21 protein-coding genes are annotated in these 20,893 nt (G+C 63.0%); 5 read left to right on the forward strand and 16 right to left on the reverse strand.

Annotation, left to right across the window (positions count from 1 at the left end):
- Nucleotides 1–23 precede the first annotated feature (23 nt).
- Together BLU35_RS23845 and BLU35_RS23850 are read right to left on the reverse strand one after the other, a co-directional pair.
- On the reverse strand, nt 24–791 hold the full coding sequence (locus BLU35_RS23845; RefSeq protein WP_093234746.1) for an adenylate/guanylate cyclase domain-containing protein: 768 nt from the start codon (nt 789–791) through the stop codon (nt 24–26).
- A gap of 99 nt (nt 792–890) precedes the next feature.
- Nucleotides 891–1,778, reverse strand: a complete 888-nt coding sequence (locus BLU35_RS23850) for a LysR family transcriptional regulator (RefSeq protein ID WP_093234747.1) — start codon at nt 1,776–1,778, stop codon at nt 891–893.
- A gap of 125 nt (nt 1,779–1,903) precedes the next feature.
- Here BLU35_RS23850 and BLU35_RS23855 point away from each other — a divergent pair, with 125 nt between their 5' ends.
- Nucleotides 1,904–2,260, forward strand: coding sequence for an antibiotic biosynthesis monooxygenase (locus tag BLU35_RS23855; RefSeq protein WP_162765026.1), 357 nt, complete (start codon nt 1,904–1,906; stop codon nt 2,258–2,260).
- Nucleotides 2,261–2,414: 154 nt separating this feature from the next.
- On the opposite strand, the gene BLU35_RS23865 is transcribed toward BLU35_RS23855, so the two are convergent.
- From BLU35_RS23865 to napE, 9 genes are all read right to left on the reverse strand, one after another.
- Nucleotides 2,415–3,854 (reverse strand): DUF1254 domain-containing protein, encoded by a 1,440-nt coding sequence (locus BLU35_RS23865; RefSeq protein ID WP_093234749.1) that lies wholly within the window; start codon nt 3,852–3,854, stop codon nt 2,415–2,417.
- A 162-nt stretch (nt 3,855–4,016) separates the two neighbouring features.
- Entirely contained in the window at nt 4,017–4,865 is an 849-nt protein-coding gene (locus tag BLU35_RS23870) for a porin family protein (protein WP_093234750.1), read from the reverse strand.
- Between the two features lie 470 nt (nt 4,866–5,335).
- A complete protein-coding gene (locus BLU35_RS23875) occupies nt 5,336–5,758 on the reverse strand; it encodes a YciI family protein (RefSeq protein ID WP_093234751.1) in 423 nt (140 codons plus the stop codon).
- Nucleotides 5,759–6,329: 571 nt separating this feature from the next.
- Nucleotides 6,330–7,028, reverse strand: a complete 699-nt coding sequence (locus BLU35_RS23880; protein WP_058327128.1) for a NapC/NirT family cytochrome c — start codon at nt 7,026–7,028, stop codon at nt 6,330–6,332.
- A 4-nt stretch (nt 7,029–7,032) separates the two neighbouring features.
- The gene (locus tag BLU35_RS23885; RefSeq protein ID WP_058322419.1) at nt 7,033–7,488 is read right to left on the reverse strand and encodes a nitrate reductase cytochrome c-type subunit; all 456 of its coding nucleotides are present in this window, start codon (nt 7,486–7,488) and stop codon (nt 7,033–7,035) included.
- A 110-nt stretch (nt 7,489–7,598) separates the two neighbouring features.
- Complete coding sequence (napA, locus tag BLU35_RS23890) at nt 7,599–10,106, reverse strand: periplasmic nitrate reductase subunit alpha (protein ID WP_093234752.1); 2,508 nt, start codon at nt 10,104–10,106, stop codon at nt 7,599–7,601.
- Nucleotides 10,103–10,387 (reverse strand): chaperone NapD, encoded by a 285-nt coding sequence (locus tag BLU35_RS23895; protein ID WP_093234753.1) that lies wholly within the window; start codon nt 10,385–10,387, stop codon nt 10,103–10,105. Before BLU35_RS23895 ends, napA begins: the two co-directional genes overlap by 4 nt.
- Nucleotides 10,380–10,880, reverse strand: coding sequence for a ferredoxin-type protein NapF (gene napF / locus BLU35_RS23900; RefSeq protein WP_093234754.1), 501 nt, complete (start codon nt 10,878–10,880; stop codon nt 10,380–10,382). Before napF ends, BLU35_RS23895 begins: the two co-directional genes overlap by 8 nt.
- Before the next feature lie 8 nt (nt 10,881–10,888).
- A complete protein-coding gene (gene napE, locus BLU35_RS23905) occupies nt 10,889–11,077 on the reverse strand; it encodes a periplasmic nitrate reductase, NapE protein (RefSeq protein WP_058322415.1) in 189 nt (62 codons plus the stop codon).
- 388 nt (nt 11,078–11,465) lie between these two features.
- Between napE and BLU35_RS23910 the strand changes: the two genes are divergently transcribed.
- Entirely contained in the window at nt 11,466–11,840 is a 375-nt protein-coding gene (locus BLU35_RS23910) for a DUF4180 domain-containing protein (protein WP_057253813.1), read from the forward strand.
- Nucleotides 11,841–11,919: 79 nt separating this feature from the next.
- Here BLU35_RS23910 and BLU35_RS23915 read toward each other — a convergent pair whose 3' ends face one another.
- Complete coding sequence (locus tag BLU35_RS23915; RefSeq protein ID WP_093234755.1) at nt 11,920–13,362, reverse strand: MFS transporter; 1,443 nt, start codon at nt 13,360–13,362, stop codon at nt 11,920–11,922.
- A 308-nt stretch (nt 13,363–13,670) separates the two neighbouring features.
- Here BLU35_RS23915 and BLU35_RS23920 point away from each other — a divergent pair, with 308 nt between their 5' ends.
- Entirely contained in the window at nt 13,671–14,582 is a 912-nt protein-coding gene (locus BLU35_RS23920; RefSeq protein WP_093234772.1) for a LysR family transcriptional regulator, read from the forward strand.
- 322 nt (nt 14,583–14,904) lie between these two features.
- Here the strand turns inward: BLU35_RS23920 and BLU35_RS23925 are convergent, their stop codons facing one another.
- On the reverse strand, nt 14,905–15,798 hold the full coding sequence (locus tag BLU35_RS23925; protein WP_057254416.1) for a LysR family transcriptional regulator: 894 nt from the start codon (nt 15,796–15,798) through the stop codon (nt 14,905–14,907).
- A 155-nt stretch (nt 15,799–15,953) separates the two neighbouring features.
- Here BLU35_RS23925 and BLU35_RS23930 point away from each other — a divergent pair, with 155 nt between their 5' ends.
- Nucleotides 15,954–16,607, forward strand: coding sequence for a hydrolase (locus tag BLU35_RS23930; RefSeq protein ID WP_025430698.1), 654 nt, complete (start codon nt 15,954–15,956; stop codon nt 16,605–16,607).
- Between the two features lie 212 nt (nt 16,608–16,819).
- On the opposite strand, the gene BLU35_RS23935 is transcribed toward BLU35_RS23930, so the two are convergent.
- Nucleotides 16,820–18,556 (reverse strand): adenylate/guanylate cyclase domain-containing protein, encoded by a 1,737-nt coding sequence (locus tag BLU35_RS23935; RefSeq protein WP_093234756.1) that lies wholly within the window; start codon nt 18,554–18,556, stop codon nt 16,820–16,822.
- Nucleotides 18,557–18,909: 353 nt separating this feature from the next.
- On the opposite strand from BLU35_RS23935, the gene BLU35_RS23940 reads away from it, so the two are divergent.
- Nucleotides 18,910–19,833: a bifunctional helix-turn-helix transcriptional regulator/GNAT family N-acetyltransferase gene (locus BLU35_RS23940; protein WP_093234757.1), complete on the forward strand. Its 924-nt coding sequence runs from the start codon at nt 18,910–18,912 to the stop codon at nt 19,831–19,833.
- A gap of 66 nt (nt 19,834–19,899) precedes the next feature.
- Here the strand turns inward: BLU35_RS23940 and BLU35_RS23945 are convergent, their stop codons facing one another.
- Both BLU35_RS23945 and BLU35_RS23950 read right to left on the reverse strand, forming a co-directional pair.
- Nucleotides 19,900–20,505: a histidine phosphatase family protein gene (locus BLU35_RS23945; protein WP_093234773.1), complete on the reverse strand. Its 606-nt coding sequence runs from the start codon at nt 20,503–20,505 to the stop codon at nt 19,900–19,902.
- A gap of 102 nt (nt 20,506–20,607) precedes the next feature.
- Nucleotides 20,608–20,893: transposase (locus tag BLU35_RS23950; RefSeq protein ID WP_176907396.1), on the reverse strand; the 286-nt coding region annotated here is incomplete at its 5' end.

Genomic DNA, 20,893 nt, shown 5'->3' on the forward strand with positions numbered 1-20,893 from the left:
TCCAGTTGCAACGGTGCGCCGGATCAGTGCGCCGCCAGCACCCTCGCCTCCACCGGCTGGTCGATGCCCTTCAGGACAAGCAGCCGGGTTCCGGCGCCCATCGTGAGCGCTGCCGCCTCAGCGGCGGTCTCGGTCGAGATCAGGATCTCGCCCGCCTCGGCCTGGGATTCAAGCCGCGACGCCAGGTTGACCGTGCCGCCGATCGCGGTGAAATCGCTGCGGAAGCTCGAGAACTCGCCGATCTCGACCTCGCCCGAGTGGATGCCGACACCGACGCCGAGCGTCTCTCCCTTGAGGTCGTCGAACTGCAGGCTGCCAAGTGCCGCCGCGCAGAGCCGCTGGATGTCCCTCCCGGCCCGGATCGCGGCTTCCGCGTGATCCTTCCTGATAATGGGAAAATTGAAGATCGCCATCAGCCCGTCGCCCATCTGCTTGTTGACGATGCCGTCATGCGCCCAGATCGCCTGAGCGCAGCGATCCTGAAACAGGCTGACGATTTCGCTGAGCCGGAAACGCTCGATGCGCTCGGACAAATGGGTGAAGCCGCGGATGTCGGCAAAGAGAATGGTCGCGCTTGCCGCTACGTGACTCTGCTTCTTGACGTAACGGAAGGAGCGCTCGCAGATCGTGCAGATGTTCGGGTTCATCTTGCTGCGGGTGATGCCGAAGGCACGAAACGGCAGCGCCAGCGGCCCGCGAATGGGGATCGGCATGTGCATCTGGTCCCAGCATCCGCGGCAGATCCTGGCGTCGCCGCGATGGGCCGGCTGCATGGTAGAGGCTTCGGTCATGGTCTGCATCTCCGGCTCACATGGCCCGAAGGGCGCAGACGAAGCTTCTGCCATTTGTCGCGCTTTAGCAACGACTGGAATAACACGAGGCGTCAGCCGTCACTCGGCAAACAGGTTCGCGGCCATGAAGTCGACGAAGGCACGGACCTTTGGCGAGAGATATCGATTGGTCGGCCACAGCACGCGGAATGTGCCCGTTTCGCGAAGGCAATCCTCCAGCAGCGATACCAGCTTGCCTTCCGCCAGTTCCGAAGACACGGCGAACGGGGGCAGACAGGTGATGCCGAAGGATCGCTCCGCCAGGAAGATCAGGGGCTCGAGTGTGCTCGCAACCGTGGTCACGGGCAGATCGAGCTTGACCTCGCGCCCGTCACGAACGAGCGGCCAGGGTTCGAGGTGGCCGGAGTTTGCGTACCGGTGATGGAGGCAGCGATGCCCGAGCAGATCTTCCGGCACCTTCGGCCGACCGTGCGCGGCGAGATACTCCGGCGCCGCGACGATCCTGTGCCGGAACGTCCCGAGCTTGCGGCTCATGAGGCGCGTATCCTTGACCTCGCCCGTTCGGATGACGGCATCGAAGCCCTCCTCGATGACGTCGACCAGCCGATCGGTGAAGTCGAGGTCGAGGTTGATCAGCGGAAAGGCGCGCATGAAATCCGATATGGTCGGCATCAGGAGCATGCCGGCCAAGGGCAGGCTGACACGAAGCTGCCCGCGCGGTGTCGCGTGCGACCGCGACAGCTGCGCCTGGGCTGCCTCGAATTCGGATTGGATGCGGCGACAGGTGTCGAGAAAGAAGCTCCCGTCCTCGGTCAGCGCCATGCTTCTCGTCGACCGATTGAAGAGACGCACGCCCATCTCGTCTTCGAGCCGCGCGATGGCCTTGCCGACCGCAGAACCCGAAAGGCCGAGCCGATGGCCGGCGGCCACGAAGCTGCCTGCCTCTGCGACCTGAATGAAAATGCTGAGCGTTCCGAGCTTGTCCATCGCCTGCCAATTACGGAATTATTTTCCGAAGTGATGAGAATACCCGCTCGTTTATCCGCTATTTTTCCCTCGATATCCAGATGCCGTCGCGGTCGATGCATCGCGACGTTCAAATGGAGAGAACCATGACAACGATCCCTACTCCCACTTTCTCGGCGTCCCCCGCTCCGACGACCTTTGTCGTCAACGTCATCCACGCTCACCCCGGCAAGCAGGAGGAAGCCTTCACGATCATCCAGGACGTGGTGCACTACGTCGCCGAACGGAAGGAAGGGTTCCTGTGGAGCACCTTGGCGAAGAGCACGGACGGACAGACGGTCGTCAATGTCGAGGCAATCCAGGGAACCGGGAATGTCGACGAATTCTTTTCGGATCCGGTGTTCGTGGAGAAGTTCCGGAAGCTGGACGAGGTCTCCCGGAGCGAGTTTCACACCTATACGGTCGGCGACCTCGTGCTGCCGAAGCGCGGCTCCGCGGCCTGATCGCTGCTGCATGTTTCCTTTAATCGTACCCGATTGAAGGACAAAAACATGCAGCAATTCAAAGTGCTACAGCGACCTTTGCGCGTCTGACAAGACGCGCGGCGCTGTAGACCCTGCGCCTTCACGTGCAGACGCAGGGCCTATAGCGCCTCTATCATCCCGCCTTCTTCACCGGCGGGATGACCCATGAGCCATCGAGAATGGACGGCGGGCTGTCGTCGGGCCAGTAGAGCCGCATCATCAGGATGAACTTGCCCTTCGGCGCGGGCAGCCAGTTGTTCTCCTTGTCAGCTCCGGGCGTTTCGTTCTGGATGTAGATCTCCGTCGACCCGTCGGCATTGGCCTTGGGGCTGACGCGTGCGCTGATCGAATAGCGATTGAGCGGATTGTCGACGAAGAAATAGTCCTCGTCATACATGGTGATCGACCAGAAACCGCGCACCGGCGGCAATTGCCCCTTCGCGAAGGTGATGACGTATTTGTTGGCGCCGTGGTAGGCGCGGGAGAAAAGGCCGTCCTTGGATTTCAGCGACGTCGGATAGATCGCATCCTGAGGACGATTGGCACCGAGACCGATCGCCGTGATCAGTGCGCGCTGCAGATAGCCCGTGCCGTAGATGCCGGTCTTGGTGGTAAAGCCCCAGCCATTGATGTCCTGAACGTTGCCATCGCTGAACTTGAAATGCAGCATGATGCGATGGAACGCCATGGCGGGAATGCGCGAGATGAAAGCGGCATCCAGCTTGCTCTTGTCGAAATCCTTGCCGGGCACGATGCCGATCTCGGCGAACTTGGCGACCGCTTCCGCATCCGCAGCCGTCGGCGGATTGGTCTTCATCAGGTCGCGGAGCAATGTGAAGTACTCGACCGCGTCCATGCGGTTGACCTGTTCGCGCACCGCCGTCTTCATGTCGATGGTCGGGTCGATCTTGCCCGCCGGCGGCGTCCAGTCTTTGCCGTAGGCGCTGAGCGGCGAAAGCTTGCACTGATCCTGCAGCGCGTGAACCGCCGCATAGTCCTCGGGCGAGCCATCGCAATAGATGCGACCGAGGATCCAGACGATGCTCGTTGCCGACTTGTACTCGGTCACGCCGTCGGGAATGGTACCCTGCCAGCCGGGCCCGGTGATCGCGTAGGACTGCGCCCCGTCGCCGGTCGTCCGCTTGCCCGGCACCTGAAACACCGTCGTCCAGCCGTCGAGCATCGGAAACAGGAAGTAGCGATCCTTCATGTCCGGGATCGACAATACCCAGGGCTCCTTGCCCACGTCGACGAAGGCCGTCGTATAAAGCGTATCGGCGTTCGGCGCGGTCACATCCTTGAACGAAGCGTTCGGATACTCCCTAAGCTTGATGATATGCCCCATCGGCCCCTTGCTGCCTTCGGGCTGCGCCACATTGGTGACGACCCGTCGGGTCATTTCCTTCGTCACCAGGGGATAGCCGTAGATATAGGCTTCCACCGCCAACCAGAAATCGTCAGCCGCCTCGACCGGATCGATCAGCGGAGATTCCAGAGCATTCGCAGGTAAAGTTGAAACCGTTGCGAGCAGGCCAGCGCCTCCCAAAGCGACGGCACGACGTGTCATGTCCATATTCGCCTCCCTCTTGCCCTCATGGCGCAGGAAGGTTAGCACATACTAAATATTGCTACTAGGCATTGTATCCGTGTGAATTTCACGCGAGCTAGCGGCATTTGCTGCGATCAGCTGCCCCGACTCGCGGGGCAGCACGAGATGCGACTGCCAAGCAGCCGATCAGAACGACAGGCGGTTGCTGGACCAGACCGGGCCGAGGCGCTCTTCTTCCTTGAGCGTCGCGGAACCGTAGGAGAAGCGCAGGCCCCCGAAGATGGTGCTGGTGTCACCGGAGACCGATGCGCTCAGCCCCGACAGCTCCTCATTGGTGTATTTGTAGCCGGCAAAGAGCGTGACCGGGAAAGCGTCCAGCCGGTAGTTGGCCGTCAGCTTCAGGCTGCGCAGATCGTAATCCAGGTCGTTTTCGCTCATGCGATGAAGCGAGCCGTCGACGTCGAAGCGCAGGTTGTCGGTAGCGTAAATGCGGGCACCGAGCGAGCCCATGTAATGATCGGCGTCGATGTCGTCGAAGTCTTCCACGCTCGCCTGGCCGTAGCCGACCGCACCATGCAGCGTCCAGGTATCGAGGAAATAGGCCCCTTCGAGGCCACCCATGTAATCGTTGAGGTCGACGCCGATACCCGGGTCGAGGCGTGCGCCTTGCACAAAGACGCCTGCCGCATAGAGATCGTTGCGGTAGTAGCCGTGCAGCGCGCCGTCATAGCTGTTGGTATCGGCATCCTCATAGGAAGCGCGCGTGTAGCCGAGATCGACCTGCAGGTTCAGGCCGGCACCGGCATCGAAGTTCACGGCGCCGCGCAGGTCCCAGGCATCCGTATCGATATCGCCGGGTGTATCGACGCCGGCGCCATAGGAGCCCTCGATGTAGCCGACGATGCCGCCTGATGCTTGCTCCACCGGCACTTCATAGGCGTCCTGCGTCCCGACCAGCGGACCGTCGATATCCGCGGCGGCCGCAAACTGAACACTTGATAAAAGAAAAATGACGAAACCGCTCGCCCTGACCATTGCCCCACTCCGGTTGAAACCCCTGAGAATAGGTAAGCAAATATGGTTAATACAATCTCTACGGGAAACCGACGGAGCGGACCGCTAACGGCGCCACGGTTCGGACACTGTGGTAGCCGCTCATCCGACATGCGGGCTGCTTCTTCCCGCTCACCGCCCAACACTTGCGGCTGCCCCTCATCCGCCCGGTGAGGGCTTGCCCGTCATCCGGCCGCCGGCCACCTTCCCCGCGCGCGCGGGGAGAAGGGCACGCGTGGCGCCCGCTCGCCTCGACGACAAGCGCCACAGTTTCACTCCGGGCTAATTGGTTTGCCCCCAACTAAACCCCGTTTGACCCTGACTGCGGCCGCGTTCGAAACGCCGCGAACCGGGCTCGTCCCCTCTCCCCGCTTGGCGGGGAGAGGGTTAGTCCTCGGGTTAAACCCGAGGAGAGGGGCAAGCCCACCCGCGAAGTCAGCGGAAAGGTGCCGTTACTGCTTGGCGATCTTCTCGCGCAGGCGCTCGTCCTGTGCGGCGATCTCCGGCGTCACCGCGTCGCCGAAATCCTCCATCTCGAAGACCGGGCGGATTTCGATTTCGCTCGGGCCCGGCATCGGGTTCGGGCAGCGCTTCACCCAGGCGATCGCCTCGTCCATGTCCTTGACCGTCCAGATCCAGAAGCCGGCGACCAGTTCCTTGGTCTCGGCGAAGGGACCGTCGATGACCAGTCGATTGGGCCCGTCGAAGGCGACGCGGGCGCCACGCGAGGAAGGATGCAAGCCTTCGCCCGCCTGCATGATGCCGGCATTGACCAGTTCCTCATTGTACTTGCCCATGGCTTCGAGAAGCTCGGTCGTCGGCATCTTGCCCGCTTCGCTGTCCTCGGTCGCCTTTACAAAGACCACTACGCGCATCGTCCAATCTCCTCTGTCACGCCGGTCCCGGTCGTTGCGACCCTAAGGGGGTATCGGCGCGGTGAAACCCAGATAGTGAGAGCGGTTTGCGGGCGAAAGACCCGCGCGGATTTTTTTTCCTATCCCGCTCCGGTGGAGGAAGCCGAATGGGCCTCCCTGGCTAAATGACGAACGGGAAACGACGGTGCCGACATCGGTGGCGAAATTTTTCAGGAAAAATGATGGTGTGGAGGGAGGCGACCGGAAAGCCAAGGCCAGCCTGTCCATTGCCGCCGTCCTCGTAGGCTCCGTAGGCTCGGCGGTCGCAGCACCCTCCACCCTCATCTCTGCGCTCGTCACAGAGATCCAGCCGCCGTGCGTCGGCACGGCGGGAGATGGAGTGCCAACACTCGACATTTGGAAGATCTCTCGCGCCGCCGACGCGGCGCGGCTGGATTCCTGTGACAGGCACAGGAATGAGGAGGCCTTGATGGGCGTCCCACTGCCCAATGAACGAACAAGGGCCACGCCGCGCCAGCATGGCCCCTGTCATCGTGCGTTCTCTCCGACCGAAAACCTCGGCCACAGCACCCTACTGCACCTGCTGATGCAGCTCCGCCAGCGCCTGCCTCAGATCGTCGATCGGCGTCTGGTTGGCCATCTTCTTGCCCTCGAGTTCCGGCGGCATCTTCCAGCCGGGATCGATGCCTTCCATGTTGGGCAGCTCATGCGCGATGCCCTTGTGGCAATCGATGCAGGTGGCCTTGCCGGAAAGCAGATAGCGGGTGTGGATCTCGGCCGCCCGCTGCGTCTGCTTCTGCAGGTCCATGGCGACGGAGGAATGGCAGTTGCGGCATTCCAGGCTGTCATTGGCCTTCATGCGCGCCCATTCGTGCTGGGCCAGCTCCAGCCGTTTTTCGAGGAACTTCGACCTTGTGTTGATGGTGCCGAAGATCTTGCCCCAGACCTCCTTCGACGCCTGCATCTTGCGGGCGATCTTGTCGGTCCACTGGTGCGGCACGTGGCAATCCGGACAGGTGGCGCGCACGCCGGAGCGGTTGGAGAAGTGGATGGTGCGCGTCAGCTCCTGGTAGACGTTGTCGTGCATCTCGTGACAGGAGGTGCAGAACTTCTCGGTGTTGGTGAGTTCCAGCGCGGTGTTGAAGGCGCCCCAGAACATGACGCCGCCGATGAAGCCGCCGAGCGTGAGGAAGCCCAAGCCCAGCGTGCCGGCCGGCGTCGCCATGATGTGCCAGGCCCAGAGGATAAGTTTCCTGATCCATGCGATCATGATGTCACTCGCTTCCGGCCGGCTTGAAGCCCAACTCGCTCATGTCCTTGAAATTGCTCGGCACCAGCGGGCTGGTGTCAGCCTGCGGCACATGGCAGGCCGTGCAGAAATAGCGCCGCGGCGAAACGTCGGCGATCATCTGCCCGTCGCGCGTCATGTAATGGGTGACGCTGATCATCGGCGCGCCCGAATCCTGGGTGAATTCGCGCTTGTGGCAGGAAAGGCAGCGGTTGGCATTGACCGAAAGTTCGTAGCCCTCGATCGAATGCGGGATGACCGGCGGCTGGTCGGGATAGGCGCGCATCTTGCGCTTGTCGTCGACCACCCATTTCGGCAGCGGCGCCGCCGCTTCGGTCGCCATCTGCGGCGTCGGGCCTTCGAGCTGCGGCACCAGCTTTTCCGCAACTTGAGCCACGGCGGCGGTGGTGACGAACACCATCAGCCCCGCGGCCATCGCCATCCAGACGGGCCGCTTCGGGCCAGCAAAGGTGCGAAGCGGTCTTGCCTGAGGAACTGCCCCGAAACAAAGAGACAGGACGTTTCCGCAAATCCGCTTCAGCCGAAAAAACCCTAGAGGGTGACGGGAACGATCTTGACCGCGCATTTTTTGAAATCCGTCTGTTTGGAGATGGGATCGGTGGCGTCGAGAGTGACCTTGTTGATGAGCTGGCTCGCGTCGAACCAGGGAACGAAGATGACGCCAGGCGGCATGCGGTTGCGGCCGCGGATATCGACGCGCGAGCGGATTTCGCCGCGCCGCGAGACGATGCGCACTTCCATGCCCTGGTTGATGCCGCGCTTGCGCGCGTCCTCGGCATTCATGAAGACGCGTGCACCCGGAAACGCCTTGTAGAGTTCCGGCACCCGCATGGTCATCGAGCCCGAGTGCCAGTGTTCGAGCACCCGGCCGGTCACCAGCCAGGTGTCGTATTCCTCGTCGGGGGATTCGGCCGGCGGCTCGTAGGGCACGGCGAGGATGATCGCCTTGCCGTCCTTGTTGCCATAAAACTTCACGCCCTCGCCCGCCTTCACGTAAGGGTCGAAGCCCTCGCGGTAGCGCCACTTCGTCTCCTGGCCGTTGACGACAGGCCAGCGTAAGCCCCTGACCTCGTGATAGGTGTCATAGGGCGCCAGGTCATGGCCGTGGCCGCGGCCGAAGGTGGCATATTCCTCGAACAGGCCCTTCTGGATGTAGAATCCGAAGTCCTTGCCCTCGTTGTTGTCGTACTCGGCGCTGACGTCGGTGATCGGATAGCGGTCGACCTCGCCGTTCTTGAACAGCACTTCGAACAGCGTCTTGCCGCGATATTCGGGGCTGGCGTCGAGGATTTCCTTCGGCCACACCTCGTCCGTGATGAAGCGCTTGGAGAATTCCACCAACTGCCAGAGATCCGAGCGCGCCTCGCCGGGGGCCTGGACGAGCTGGTGCCAGACATGGGTGCGCCGCTCGGCATTACCGTAGGCGCCCTCCTTCTCCACCCACATGGCGGCGGGCAGGATCAGGTCGGCGCTCATCGCGGTGATCGTCGGATAGGCATCGGAAACGACGATGAAATTGTCCGGGTTGCGATAGCCCTGCCAGGTCTCGTTGGCGGTGTTGGGTCCCGCCTGGACGTTGTTGTTGACCTGCACCCAGTAGAAGTTGAGCTTGCCGTCCTTCAGCATCCGGTCCTGCTGCACGGCGTGATAGCCGGGCTTTTCGGGGATGATGCCGTGCGGAATGCGCCAGATCTCCTCCGCATGCTTGCGGTGCTCGGGATTGGTCACCACCATGTCGGCCGGCAGGCGATGCGCGAAGGTGCCGACCTCGCGCGCCGTGCCGCAGGCCGAAGGCTGGCCGGTCAGCGAGAACGGGCTGTTGCCGGGCTCGGAGATCTTGCCGGTCAGAAGGTGCAGGTTATAGACCATCTGGTTGGCCCAGACGCCGCGCACATGCTGGTTGAAGCCCATGGTCCAGAGCGACATGACCTTGCGGCTGGGGTCGGCATAGAGCTCGGCAAGCTGCTTCAGGAATTCCGGCTCGACGCCGGTCAGTTCGACGGTCTTTTCCAGCGTGTATTCCGAAACGAAAGCTTTGAACGCTTCGAAGTCGATCGGCTCGGTCTTGCCCGGGTCCTTGGAGTTGGCGGCATTGACCTCGACCGGATTGTCGGGCCTCAGGCCATAGCCGATGTCGGTGACGCCGCGGGCAAACTTGGCGTGCTTGCTGACGAAATCCTCGTTGACGCGGCCAGTCTCGATGATGTGGTTGGCGATATAGTTGAGGATCGCCAGATCCGTGCCCGGCTTGAAGACGATCGGGATGTCGGCGAGATCCATACTGCGATGGGTGAAGGTCGAAAGCACGGCGACCCGCACATGCGGCTGTCCGAGGCGACGATCGGCGACGCGCGTCCAGAGGATCGGGTGCATCTCCGCCATGTTCGAGCCCCAGAGCACGAAGGCATCGGCGTTCTCGAAATCGTCGTAGCAGCCCATCGGCTCGTCCATGCCGAAGGTGCGCATGAAGGCGACGGCGGCAGAGGCCATGCAGTGGCGGGCATTGGGGTCGAGGTTGTTGGAGCGGAAGCCCGCCCGCATCAGCTTCGTCGCCGCATAGCCCTCGAAGATCGTCCACTGCCCGGAGCCGAACATGCCGACCGCCGTCGGCCCCTTCTCCTTCAGCACCTTCTTCGCCTGCTCGGCCATGACGTTGAAGGCCTCGTCCCAGCTCACCGGCTCGAACTCGCCGTCCTTGGCGTAGGCGCCGCCGCGCTTGCGCAGGAGCGGCGTCGTCAGCCGGTCGTTGCCATACATGATCTTGGAGAGGAAATAGCCCTTGATGCAGTTGAGGCCGCGGTTGACCTCCGCCTGCATGTCGCCGTGGGTGGCGACGACCTGGCCCTCCTTCACGCCCACCATCACGCCGCAGCCCGTGCCGCAGAAGCGGCACGGCGCCTTGGACCATTTGATCTCCAGCGCGTTTACACCGCCGGGCACCGGCTGTGCGGCGGCAGGCAGCGCTATGCCGGCCGTGGCGGCGGCGATGCCGGCTGCGTGGGCTTTCAGAATGTCACGCCGCGTCAGTTGTCCGCTCATGGCTCCGGCCTTTCCTCTTCCATTTCGACATGCTCGAAAACCATGTTGGCCGAGATCACCCCATCAAGCAGCGAGATCTTCGTCAGGCACTCGCCGAGCTGGCCCGTGCTTCTGCCTTCGATGACGATGACGATCTTGCCGCCGCCATGGCCGTGGATTTCGACGTTTTCCATTCCCTGCAGCGTCTGAAGGATGCTCTCGGTGCTGGCAGGCATCGTGGCGACCACGGCGCTCGAAATGTGATAGGGCGTGCCCGCCTTTGCCGTTGCGGCCTCAGACATGAGCCACCTCCGCTTCCAGTGCCTTGACCGCGATCGCGCTCACCGGGCAGCCCGCAAGGCACGCGCCGCAGCCGGTGCATTTGGCTTCGTTGATCTCAGGCAGGAACGGCCCGCCGATGCGCGGGCGAAAACGAATGGCCTGCTCGGGACAGCTTTCGCCGCAGGACTGGCAGGCGACGTTGCGGCGCGCCAGGCACGTGTCGGTGATCGCGGCGACATGGGGGAAGCGCCGCACGTCCCTTGCCTCGAACACCGGCTCTGGACAGGCTTCCGCGCAGGCGCCGCAAAAGGTGCATTCACCGCGCGCGAAGTCGACGAAGGGGAGACCGTCGGCGAGACGGATTATGCCGGTGGGACATCGTTCCCCGCAGGCGCCGCAGCCGGTGCAGGCCGCAAGGCTTGCCTCCGAAACACCGGGCGGCCGGATGCGGACGGGCTTTGCGGCAGCGCGGCCGGTAAAGAGTTCACGGCGGGAAAGAGGTTCTGTGCCCATGGCCGGCCTCAATGCCCGGGCGGGCCCGGCGGGCCAAAGATGATCTGCAGCATCCAGACGAGGAAGCCATAGCCGCCGACGACGCCGACGGCGACGATCGGCCAGATGCCGAAGGCGAGCACGAGGAAGGTGAGAAGCTCCGCACGCCGCGAGCGTGGCGGCCTTTCGATCGGCTGTGGCTGAACGAGTTCTGGCATTTCTGCGTCCCCCAACACAATCTAAGGTAAGATGCGCCACCCGAAATAAAAATCAATCCCGTAACCGGCAGATGACAAGAATGTATCCTGTTGCAGAATAGATAGCGAACTGAGCGGGTCATTGATCTGGGTCAAAACAACAGGATTCCAACGGGAAAATCGTCCGAAACTCTCGGATCGCGCGCCGAAATAACTCGCGAAGAACAAACAATTTTACGAGATTCGTTATGTTTAAAAGAATACATCGATTCAGGACCGATCGCCCGAGCCAGTCAAACAGCGCAAACGTCGGGCGAATTTCACGGACGGTGAACGCGGCGCTTGCTCGGCCGCAGCGCCTGACACGACCCCTCTTGCAACCCAGGGCTTTATCCCCTATCCCGAACGCATGACACAGCTTCTCGAAATCGGAACCGCGCGCGTGCTGAAATGCGCAAATGATGGCCCCCTTCTCAAGGTGCCGGGCGACGCCAATGATTTTCTCGGCGACGCCTGGGCGCATGAGGCCACCCTGGTGGCGATCCCTGTGGAACGGCTTGGGGCCGATTTCCTCGATCTTTCGACCCGTATTGCCGGCGACGTGTTCCAGAAGTTCGTCAACTACCGCATGCGGCTCGCCATCGTCGGCGATATCAGCGCCAGGCTCGAAGGCAGCAAGGCGCTGACCGATTTCGTGCGCGAGACGAACAAGGGAAATTCCATCTGGTTCGTCCCGGATTTCGAGACGCTCAGCGCCAGGCTTGCGAGCGCGCCGGTCGCCTGATCCCGGGCCGGCAAGGGATAGGAGAACGAGCACGTGGTTTGGCACGACCAAACCATCGTGATCCCGCATCCGTCCCTTGTCACGAGGCGTTACGAGAGCCCATGCTCGCTCCGCCCAACACCCGGCTCCCGGCCGCGATCGCCAGCGCAATCACCGTCAGCACACCCGCGACCACAAAGGTCACCCGCATGCCACCCGCGACCGCCTCCGGCGCGGCTTTGGCGATATCGCTTGCGGCCACGGCCAAGGCAAAGACCGCGCCCATGACCGATGCACCGGTGACGAGCCCGAGATTGCGCGAGAGGTTGAGCAGGCCGGAAACGACGCCGCGCCTGTCCGAGCCGACGTCGGCCATGACGGCCGTGTTGTTGGCCGCCTGGAAGAGCTGGTAGCCGGGCGTCAGCATCGCGATCGCCGCGATATAGCCGGCGACGCCAAGGAGATCCGGCAGCAGCGCAAGAGCAGCACACCCCGCGACCATCGCCACGAGACCGGCCGTCACCACCGATCGCGCCCCCAGCCGATCGACGATCCGGCCGGCGACCACGCCGCCAAAGGCCGAGATGACCGGCCCGACCGACATGACGAGCCCGACCGTCGCCGCATCAAGCCCGAGCCCGCGCGAGAGATAGAACGGCCCGACCACCAGCGTCGCCATCATCACCGTCGAGACCAGAACGTTGGTCGAAAGCCCGACGCTTAAAGCGGGGTCGCGAAACATCGACAGCCGGACGAGCGGCGAGGCGACCTTCGTTTCGACCAGCAGGAAGAGCCCAAGCCCGAGAGCCGCGGCCAAGAGCAGCACGACATTGAGCACGCCGAAACTGCCGCGCCCAAGCGTCATCGCCAGGGCATAGGCGCCGAGCGAAAACGCCAGCAGCAGCGTGCCCGGCACATCGAAGCGCGGGCGCTGCCTGCCCTCAGTCTTCCGGTCGGCCGGCAGATGCCGACGGGCGAGAAAGAGCGCCACGAGACCAAGCGGCACGTTGACGAGAAAGATCGCCCGCCAGCCCGGACCGGCAATCAGCGCACCGCCAAGCGAGGGCCCGAGCGCGGTGCCGACCGCCGACATGGTGCCGAGCAGACCCATGGCGCTGCCGGTCCTCGCCTTCGGCACCGCCTCGCCGACAAAGGCCATGGTCAGCGCCATCATGATCGCGGCACCAATGCCCTGCACCGCCCGCGCCGCGATCAGCAGCGCAAAGCTTGGTGTCAGACCGCAAACGACCGAGGCGGTGGTAAAGAGCGCAACACCGGCAATAAGCAGCCGCCTGCGGCCGACGATATCGCCAAGCCGCCCGACGCTGACGATCAGCGTGGTGATCGCCAAGAGATAGGCAAGGACAACCCATTGCACCGCCTGAAACGACGCACCGAAGGCGTCCGCCAGCGCCGGCAGGGCTACATTGGCGCTGCTGGTGCCAAGCGAGGAGAGCAGCATGGAAAGCGAGAGGCTGGCGAGCACCCAACGAACGGAAGGCGCTAGAGCGGTCGGGGGCATGGTGGTGTCTGTCGAGGTCATCAGCCACGTCCCGCGCACATGGCCGTGCGACGCGCAGTTCTCGCACAGAAAATCCCTTGAAAATAAAGCGTTAGAGCGATTTCGTGACTCTGTTTGTGCGGCAATCCCATGCGATGGGACCGGGGCATCGGGGACATCGGAAAACGGCCAAGGGCCATGGGCGCCAGTCGGCATAGGATCATCGGGAAACCTCCAATTCGGCTCCCCGAGAACCTAAGCTTCTGACACATAGGGCGGAAGATGCAGCATTTGCACTTCATTCGTGCGTTTGACGCCGCATCATGGTCGAATTCGTGCTATGGAAGGCCATGACCAGACCCGACCTCAACCTGCTCGTCACCCTTGATGTGCTGCTTTCCGAAGGCAGCGTCGCCCGCGCCGCCAGGCGCCTGCAGCTCAGCCCATCCGCCATGAGCCGGGCGCTGGCACGGCTGCGCGACGCAACCGGCGATCCCCTGTTGGTGCGCGCCGGCCGCGGCCTCGTGCCCACGCCAAGGGCGCTCGAACTGGCAGGGCGCGTCGGCCCGCTGGTCGAGGCGGCCGAAGCCTGCCTCCGCCCCGCCGAAAGCCTGGACCTGAAGACGCTTGCCCGCACCTTCACGCTCAGGAACCGCGAGGGTTTCGTCGAGAATTTCGGCCCGGCGCTGATTGCCCGCGTAGCCAGGCAAGCCCCCGGCGTGCGCCTTCGCTTCGTGCAGAAACTCGACCGGGAAAGCAGCCCGTTGCGCGAAGGCAGCGTCGACCTCGAAACCGGCGTGATTGGGGAAGCGACAGGCCCGGAGCTTCGGGCACAGGCCCTCTTCCACGACCGCTTCGTCGGCGTGGTCCGATCAGGCCATCCGTTTTCGAGCGGCGAGATCACCCCCGCCCGCTACGCTGGAGGCCGCCACGTCCACGTCTCCCGACGCGGCAACGACACCGGCCCGATCGACGCCGCCCTTCACCCCCTCGGCCTCAAACGCGAGATCGCCGCCTCCGTCGGCAGCTTCTCCGAGGCCCTGGCGCTCGCCCGCGCCACCGACCTCATCGCCAGCGTCCCCGAACGCTACACCGGAACACTCCGCGAAAACCTCTTCACCTTCCCCCTGCCGGTCACCCTGCCCGAGATCACCATCTCGCTGATCTGGCACCCCCGCCTCGACGCGGATCCGGCGCACCGGTGGTTAAGGTTGTGTGTGCGGGAGGTGTGTGGGGGTGGAGCTGGAGGGATCCGCGGCTGATCTCACCTGACCAATGGACGTATCACTTGCATGTTCGAGGAATTAGGTCACGTCAGACTAACGGATGCGGAATAGGTCGAGCCAGCGATGATGAATCGTCAGCGGAAGATCCCGCGCTATCCCTACTGCATGTCTCCTTAAATCGACCTCGATCTAAGGACAAAGACGTGCAGCAAATCAAAGCGCTACAGCGACCTTTGGGCGTCTGATAAAAAACGCGGCGCCGTAGTGCCCCCAAACCAACGTGGACATTCGCCACGACCGATCATCCCCGCATCCTGACATCGATTGAGATCGGCCGGGGCTGCGCACCGTTCGTGCCTTAGAGACCGACGCCCGCAGGGTCCGGAGTTTGTTCGAAACACTCGATCAGCATTTCGGTGAGGACACGTACCTTCCTTGCGGGATGCTGCCCCGGCGGACGGATAACATATACACCTGCCGGAGGTGGCGGATGGCGTGTCATGACCGGAACCAGCGCGCCGGAGGCTATATATTCATGGGTGACGCCATCGGGGAGCCACGCGATGCCGAGTCCTGTCAATGCAGCGGCGGCGAGAGCTAGGGCGTTGTCGGCCTTGAAGCGCCCCCGCGGATAAACCGTAATGATCTTGTCGCCATCCATAAATTGCCAGCCCTCCGTTCCTTGCATGAGGGCCTGATGGGCGACGAGTTCCTCCAGCGTCTCGGGGGAACCATGCGTTTTGACATAGTCCGGGCTCGCGACCAACTTCCCGTAGATCGGCCCGACGCGTCTTGCGACCAGGTTAGAGTCCTGGAGATACCCAACCCGGATCGCGCAATCAAAGCCCTCCGCGATGAGATCGACGAAGCGATCACTGTAGGCGGCATGGATATGGAGCTGCGGGTGGCGTTGCGCCATTTGCGCGAGTACGGGCGCGAAGTGGGTCGGGCCGAAAGAAAGCGGCACAGCAACTCTCAAGCGGCCGCAAAGGTCACCGGCGGGTAGGATCGTTTCCCTTGCCATGTCGATCTCGGCACAGACTCTGGCTGCATGGTCCCGAAACGTGATCCCGGCTTCTGTGAGAGCTGCGCCGCGGGTTGTTCGTGCAAGAAGTTGCACGCCAAGTTCCGCTTCAAGTCGGACGAGCCGCCGGCTGACCATTGACTTGGAGACGCCCAGCCGCCGCGCGGCGGGCGAAACGCCCCCAGCATCAGCCACTTCCACGAATGTCCGCAGATCTTCGATATCCACTTTGGCGTTCCCCATTTCGCGACACAGCTTGGCACAAACGAAGGCTACCGTATCAAAAATGGGAATGGCAGTGTCCGTTTCGTAGGCAGCGCCGCTGTCAGCGCATGTCTGCCGGTAAGCCGACCTCACACAAAACGGCAGCAGAGGATGTATTCATGACCTTTCGTAACGGCCTTGCTTCGCTTCTTCGCCCGGAGGATTCCGTACTCGTTCTGATTGACCATCAGCCCTACCAGCTCGCAAACCTAAACAGCCACGATCCGCAGATGGTGGTCAACAATTCGACGGCTCTGGCGAAGGCCGCCAAGGCCTTCGGCGTACCGACCATCCTGACCAGCGTGATCGCTGAGCGTGGCGGTCTCATCTTCCCGCAAATCACCGATGTGTTCCCGGGCCAGGAAGTGATCGACCGGACGTTCATCAACACCTGGGAGGACCGGAAGGTGGTGGATGCGGTCAAGGCGACGGGCCGCAAGCAGTTGATCATCGCCGGCCTGTGGACCGAGATCTGCGTCGCGATGCCGGTGATCCAGGCCCTCGGCGAAGGCTGGGACGTGACGGTCATCACCGACGCTTCGGGAGGGACTTCGGTCGAGGCTCACGAGGTCGCTATCCAACGGATGATCGCGGCCGGTGCGAACATGATGACCTGGCTGGCGCTGGCGTCCGAATGGCAGCGCGACTGGGCCCGCACCCAGCATGCCGCCGAGCTGACGGACGTGCTCAAGCATCATGCCGCTGGTAGCGGCATCGCGTTCCTGTGGGAGCAACAACTGCTCAACACGCCGATACCGAGCAACGCAGGCTGATGCGTGGCGAATTCTCAAGGCTGCCCATTTGAGCGGCCTCTGAAACTGGGGCTGGTCGCTAGAAACGCGACCAGCGTCGCTAACTGGAATTGCAGTTTTCCCGGCTTTGGCGGTCAAAATTCCAGAAAATCGTGGCGAGCTATAGTCGTTTTTCCGGGCGCCACCGGGCGACCGTCATCCCGCAATGGCCCGCCGCCTGGCGTCGAGGCAGCTCAACCCGCCCCCGCTTTCACTAGCCCTTCCCTCAAATGCTGCGCATCACTCTCCTGCGCATAATGCAGCGTCGAAAGAAACGGCTCGATCCCGAACGCCGGCGCCAGCGTCCGCACCTTTTCCATGTGCGCGTTCGCCGCAATGTTGTCGCCGAGCCAGCCGTGGCAGGCGGCGACGAAGGCGTGTTGCGTCTCGTCCATGCTCGTAAGATGCATGAAGGCCTCGATCGCCTCGCCGTATTGGCGGGCGGCGAAATGGGCCTTGCCGAGGTGGCTCCAGAACCGCTCCGGATGATGCGGGTTGAGCCGCATCGCCTTCAGGATCCATTCCACCCCCTCTTCGGGCCGTCCGAGCCAGGTCAGGAGTTCGCCCTGCTGCACCACGACAAGGTCGTAGTTGGGGTTGAGGAAAAGCGCCCGCTCCTGGTGATAGCGCGCCATCGTCAGCTCGTTGTTGTTGACGTTGACGGCCGCCAAGATGCGGTGCACGTCGGCGTCGTTGTCGTCGAGCGCCAGCGCCCGTTCCAGTTCGGCATTGACCTCCACCCAGGTCGCGTCCTTATCGGCGCACCATCCGTAGACCCAGGCCTGCCCGAGGATGCAGGCCCGCCAGGCATGGGCATGGGCATAGCCGGGGTCGAGTGCCACCGCCCGGTCGATCAGCGATTGGGCTTGGTTGTTGTCGGCGGCGGTGCTGCGATGGTGCAGCACCTTGGCGGCGAGCGCGCATTCGTAAGCCACCATGTTGGCCGGCTTCGTCCGGGAGAGATGGTCGCGCTGGGCGGCCTCGACGCGGCCCGGCAAGGTGGCGGCGATCGCCGCCGTCACCTCGTCCTGAATGGCGAAGATATCGTCCAGCTGCCGGTCGTACTTGTCGGCCCAGATATGGGCGTCGTTGAGCGCGTCGATGAGCTGGACGGTGACGCGCACCCTCTCGCCGATCTTGCGAACGCTGCCTTCCACCAGGTATTGCGCCCCGAGCCGTGCGGCCACCTCGCGCGCGTTGACCGGCTGGTTCTTGTAGACGAAGCTCGAATTGCGCGAGATGACGAACAGCTCATGGCGGCGCGACAGCGCAGTGATGATGTCTTCGGTCAGGCCATCGGCGAAGAACTCCTGATCCGGGTCGCCGCTCATGTTGTCGAACGGCAGCACCACGATCGTCGGCTTGCAGACGGCCCTTTTCGCATCGGCCTCGTCAGGCGAAGCCGGCAGGATCACGCCTTCGGGCCCGATGCGATAGAGATGCACGGGGCGGCTGATGTTCTTCAGTATCTTCTCGCCAAGGTCTTCGATCGGCAGTTCGAGGCGGTCGGCCACCTGCGTCGCCACCGCGGCGGTCACGCAGATGCCGCCGACATCGGCCAGTTGCTCGATGCGCGCGGCGATGTTGACGCCATCGCCGAAGATGTCGTCGTCCTCGAAGATGATGTCGCCGAGATTGATGCCGATGCGGAATTCGATCCGCCGGTCCTCCGGCACGTCACTGTTGCGCCGCTTCATGCGCTGCTGGATCTCGACGGCGCATTTGACCGCATCGGTCACGCTCTGGAACTCGACCAGCATTCCGTCGCCGGTCGTCTTGATCAGCCGGCCCTTGTTCTTGGCGATCGCCGGATCGATGAGCTCGATGCGGTGGGTTCTGAGCCGCGCAAGCGTGCCCGCTTCGTCGGCCTCCATCAACCGACTGTAGCCGGCCATATCGGCCGCCAGCACTGCGGCGAGTCTCTGCTCCATGGGCTTGCCAAACACTTTGAAAAGCGGCCCGTTCCGGGCTTCCGGACCAAGGAGGGTTCCCGCTCCGATACTATCGCACGGCGACGCGATCGCCTATCTAAATTAGCACTCACCAAATCAAGAGGGAGCAAGTGTCCGGAAGCAACCCGGCGCTGCGCATCATTCGATTGCGGCATGGAGCGGCGAACCAAGCGGTCGAGGCTTCTCGTAAGCTGCTCGCCAAGCATGCCTGGGTCAGAGCAGATTCCCGTTCAGGTCGTCGAGCCTTGGGGCCCACGGTGCCGTCTCCGCTTGACATTAGTTGCCTTAGACAACTATTTATATGCTAAAGGCAAATTTATGAAGGCATCGCCATGTCTCCGCAACAAATCGACGACCGCGCCCTGACGGTGCGGCGCTTCAACCGGTTTTATACCCGCCTGATCGGCCTGCTGCATGAGCACCTGCTCGCCAGCGCCTTCTCGCTGACGGAGGTTCGCATTCTCTACGAACTGGCGCACCGGCCGGCGCTGACGGCAACCGACCTCTGCCGCGAACTTGGCCTCGATGCCGGCTATCTGAGCCGGGTCATCGCCGGCTTCGAGAAGAAGGGGCTGGTCGAAAAGACACGCTCGCCGACGGACGGCCGGGTCGCACAGCTGGAACTGACGGATGCGGGGCGCGCGACGTTCCAGCCGCTGGAGGATGCCTCCCAGCGCGAAGTCGTCGCCATGCTGGAAAAGCTCTCGGTGCCGGAACAGCGGCAACTGGTCGCCGCGATGGGCGAGATCGAGAGCCTGCTGCGCGACGAGCGGACGCCAGGCTACATCCTGCGCGATCCGCAGCCGGGCGACATGGGCTGGGTCATCCATCGCCAGGGCGCGCTCTATGCGCAGGAATACGGTTGGAGCACCGAGTTCGAGGCCCTGGTCGCCGAGATCATCGTCAAATACATGCGCGACTACGACCCCGCTTCGGACCGGTGCTGGATCGCCGAAAAGGATGGCAAGATCGTCGGCTCGGTGTTTCTCGTCCGGCACGACGCAACGACGGCAAAGCTCCGGCTTCTCTATGTCGAGCCGAGCGCGCGGGGCCTCGGCATCGGCCGCCGCCTGGTCGAGGAATGCATGCGCCACGCCCGCCTTCAGGGCTACACGCGCATGGTGCTGTGGACCAATGCCGGCCTCGACGCTGCCCGCCACATCTATGAGAAGGCCGGTTTCGCGCTGATCGAGGAAGAGCAGCATCACAGCTTCGGCAAGGATCTTACCGGCCAGACGTGGGCACGCGATCTGTGAGGATCTTGTAGGCGCCTTGCACGCGACAGAAGGCCGAAGGTATGTCGTCCCGCCGGGCGCACCCGTTTACTGCGTTTGCAGTGACGGGGCACGCACCGACGAGCCGCTGACGAGACTGAAGGTTCCGCCGCAAAGGCGGTAGAACCCATCCTGCGGAACCGGCAACTCCAGCATTTCCCGCCTGGAGAGGCCGGCATAGACGCCGCGCAGCAACCGGCCAAAGAGCCCGTGGGATATCGCGACCGTCGGCCCCTCGATATCGGCGAGCCAGCTCTTTGCCCGGGCGCAGGCTGCGTCGAAGCTCTCTCCATCCGGCGATCGAAAGTACCAGTCGAAGGCGTCGGAACCGTCGAGCACGCCCGGAAACTCGTTGTCGATCTCGAACATCGTCAGACCGTCCCAGGAACCGACGGAAACCTCCATCAGGCGTGCGTCCTCGCGACGCGCCAGCGGCAGCACGCGCTGCACCCGCTCCGCTGTTTCCCGTGTTCTGCCGAGGGGACTGACGTGCAGCTCGACAGTATGCGGATCGTCCGTCATTTCCTCCAATAGCAGCCGCGCAACGAAATCCGCCTGCTCAAGCCCGCGTCCGGTTAGTGGCGAATCCTGCTGCCCCTGGAAGCGGCCAAGGGTGTTCCAGACGGTCTCGCCGTGGCGCAGAAGGTAGATCACGGTCGGCACAGCCGACTTTGAAAGGGAAGCGTTGGTTCGGTCCACCGGAGTTTCGCTCAGAACAAAGGGATGGAGAAACCGGCTAATACGGCCCCTCACTGATCAAAACTCATTGGCCCATTCTCTGCGGCCGATAGACATGATGCGCCAGGGCTGGCTTTCGAGCTTTCGCCAGGCATCGCAGCAATGATCGACGATGTCGTCGTAGGATTTGAAGACGCGGTTTGAGAGCCAGTTGTCGCGCATGAAGTGCCAGAGGTTTTCAACCGGGTTGAGCTCCGGCGACTTCGGCGGCAATGGCAGGATGGTGATGTTTTCGGGCACGATGAGATTGTTGGACATGTGCCAGCCTGCCTGATCCATGATGAGGATAGCGTGCGCGTCGTGA

The organism is Sinorhizobium sp. NFACC03 (genome assembly GCF_900103435.1).
In the GTDB taxonomy this organism is placed as follows: Bacteria; Pseudomonadota; Alphaproteobacteria; order Rhizobiales; family Rhizobiaceae; genus Ensifer.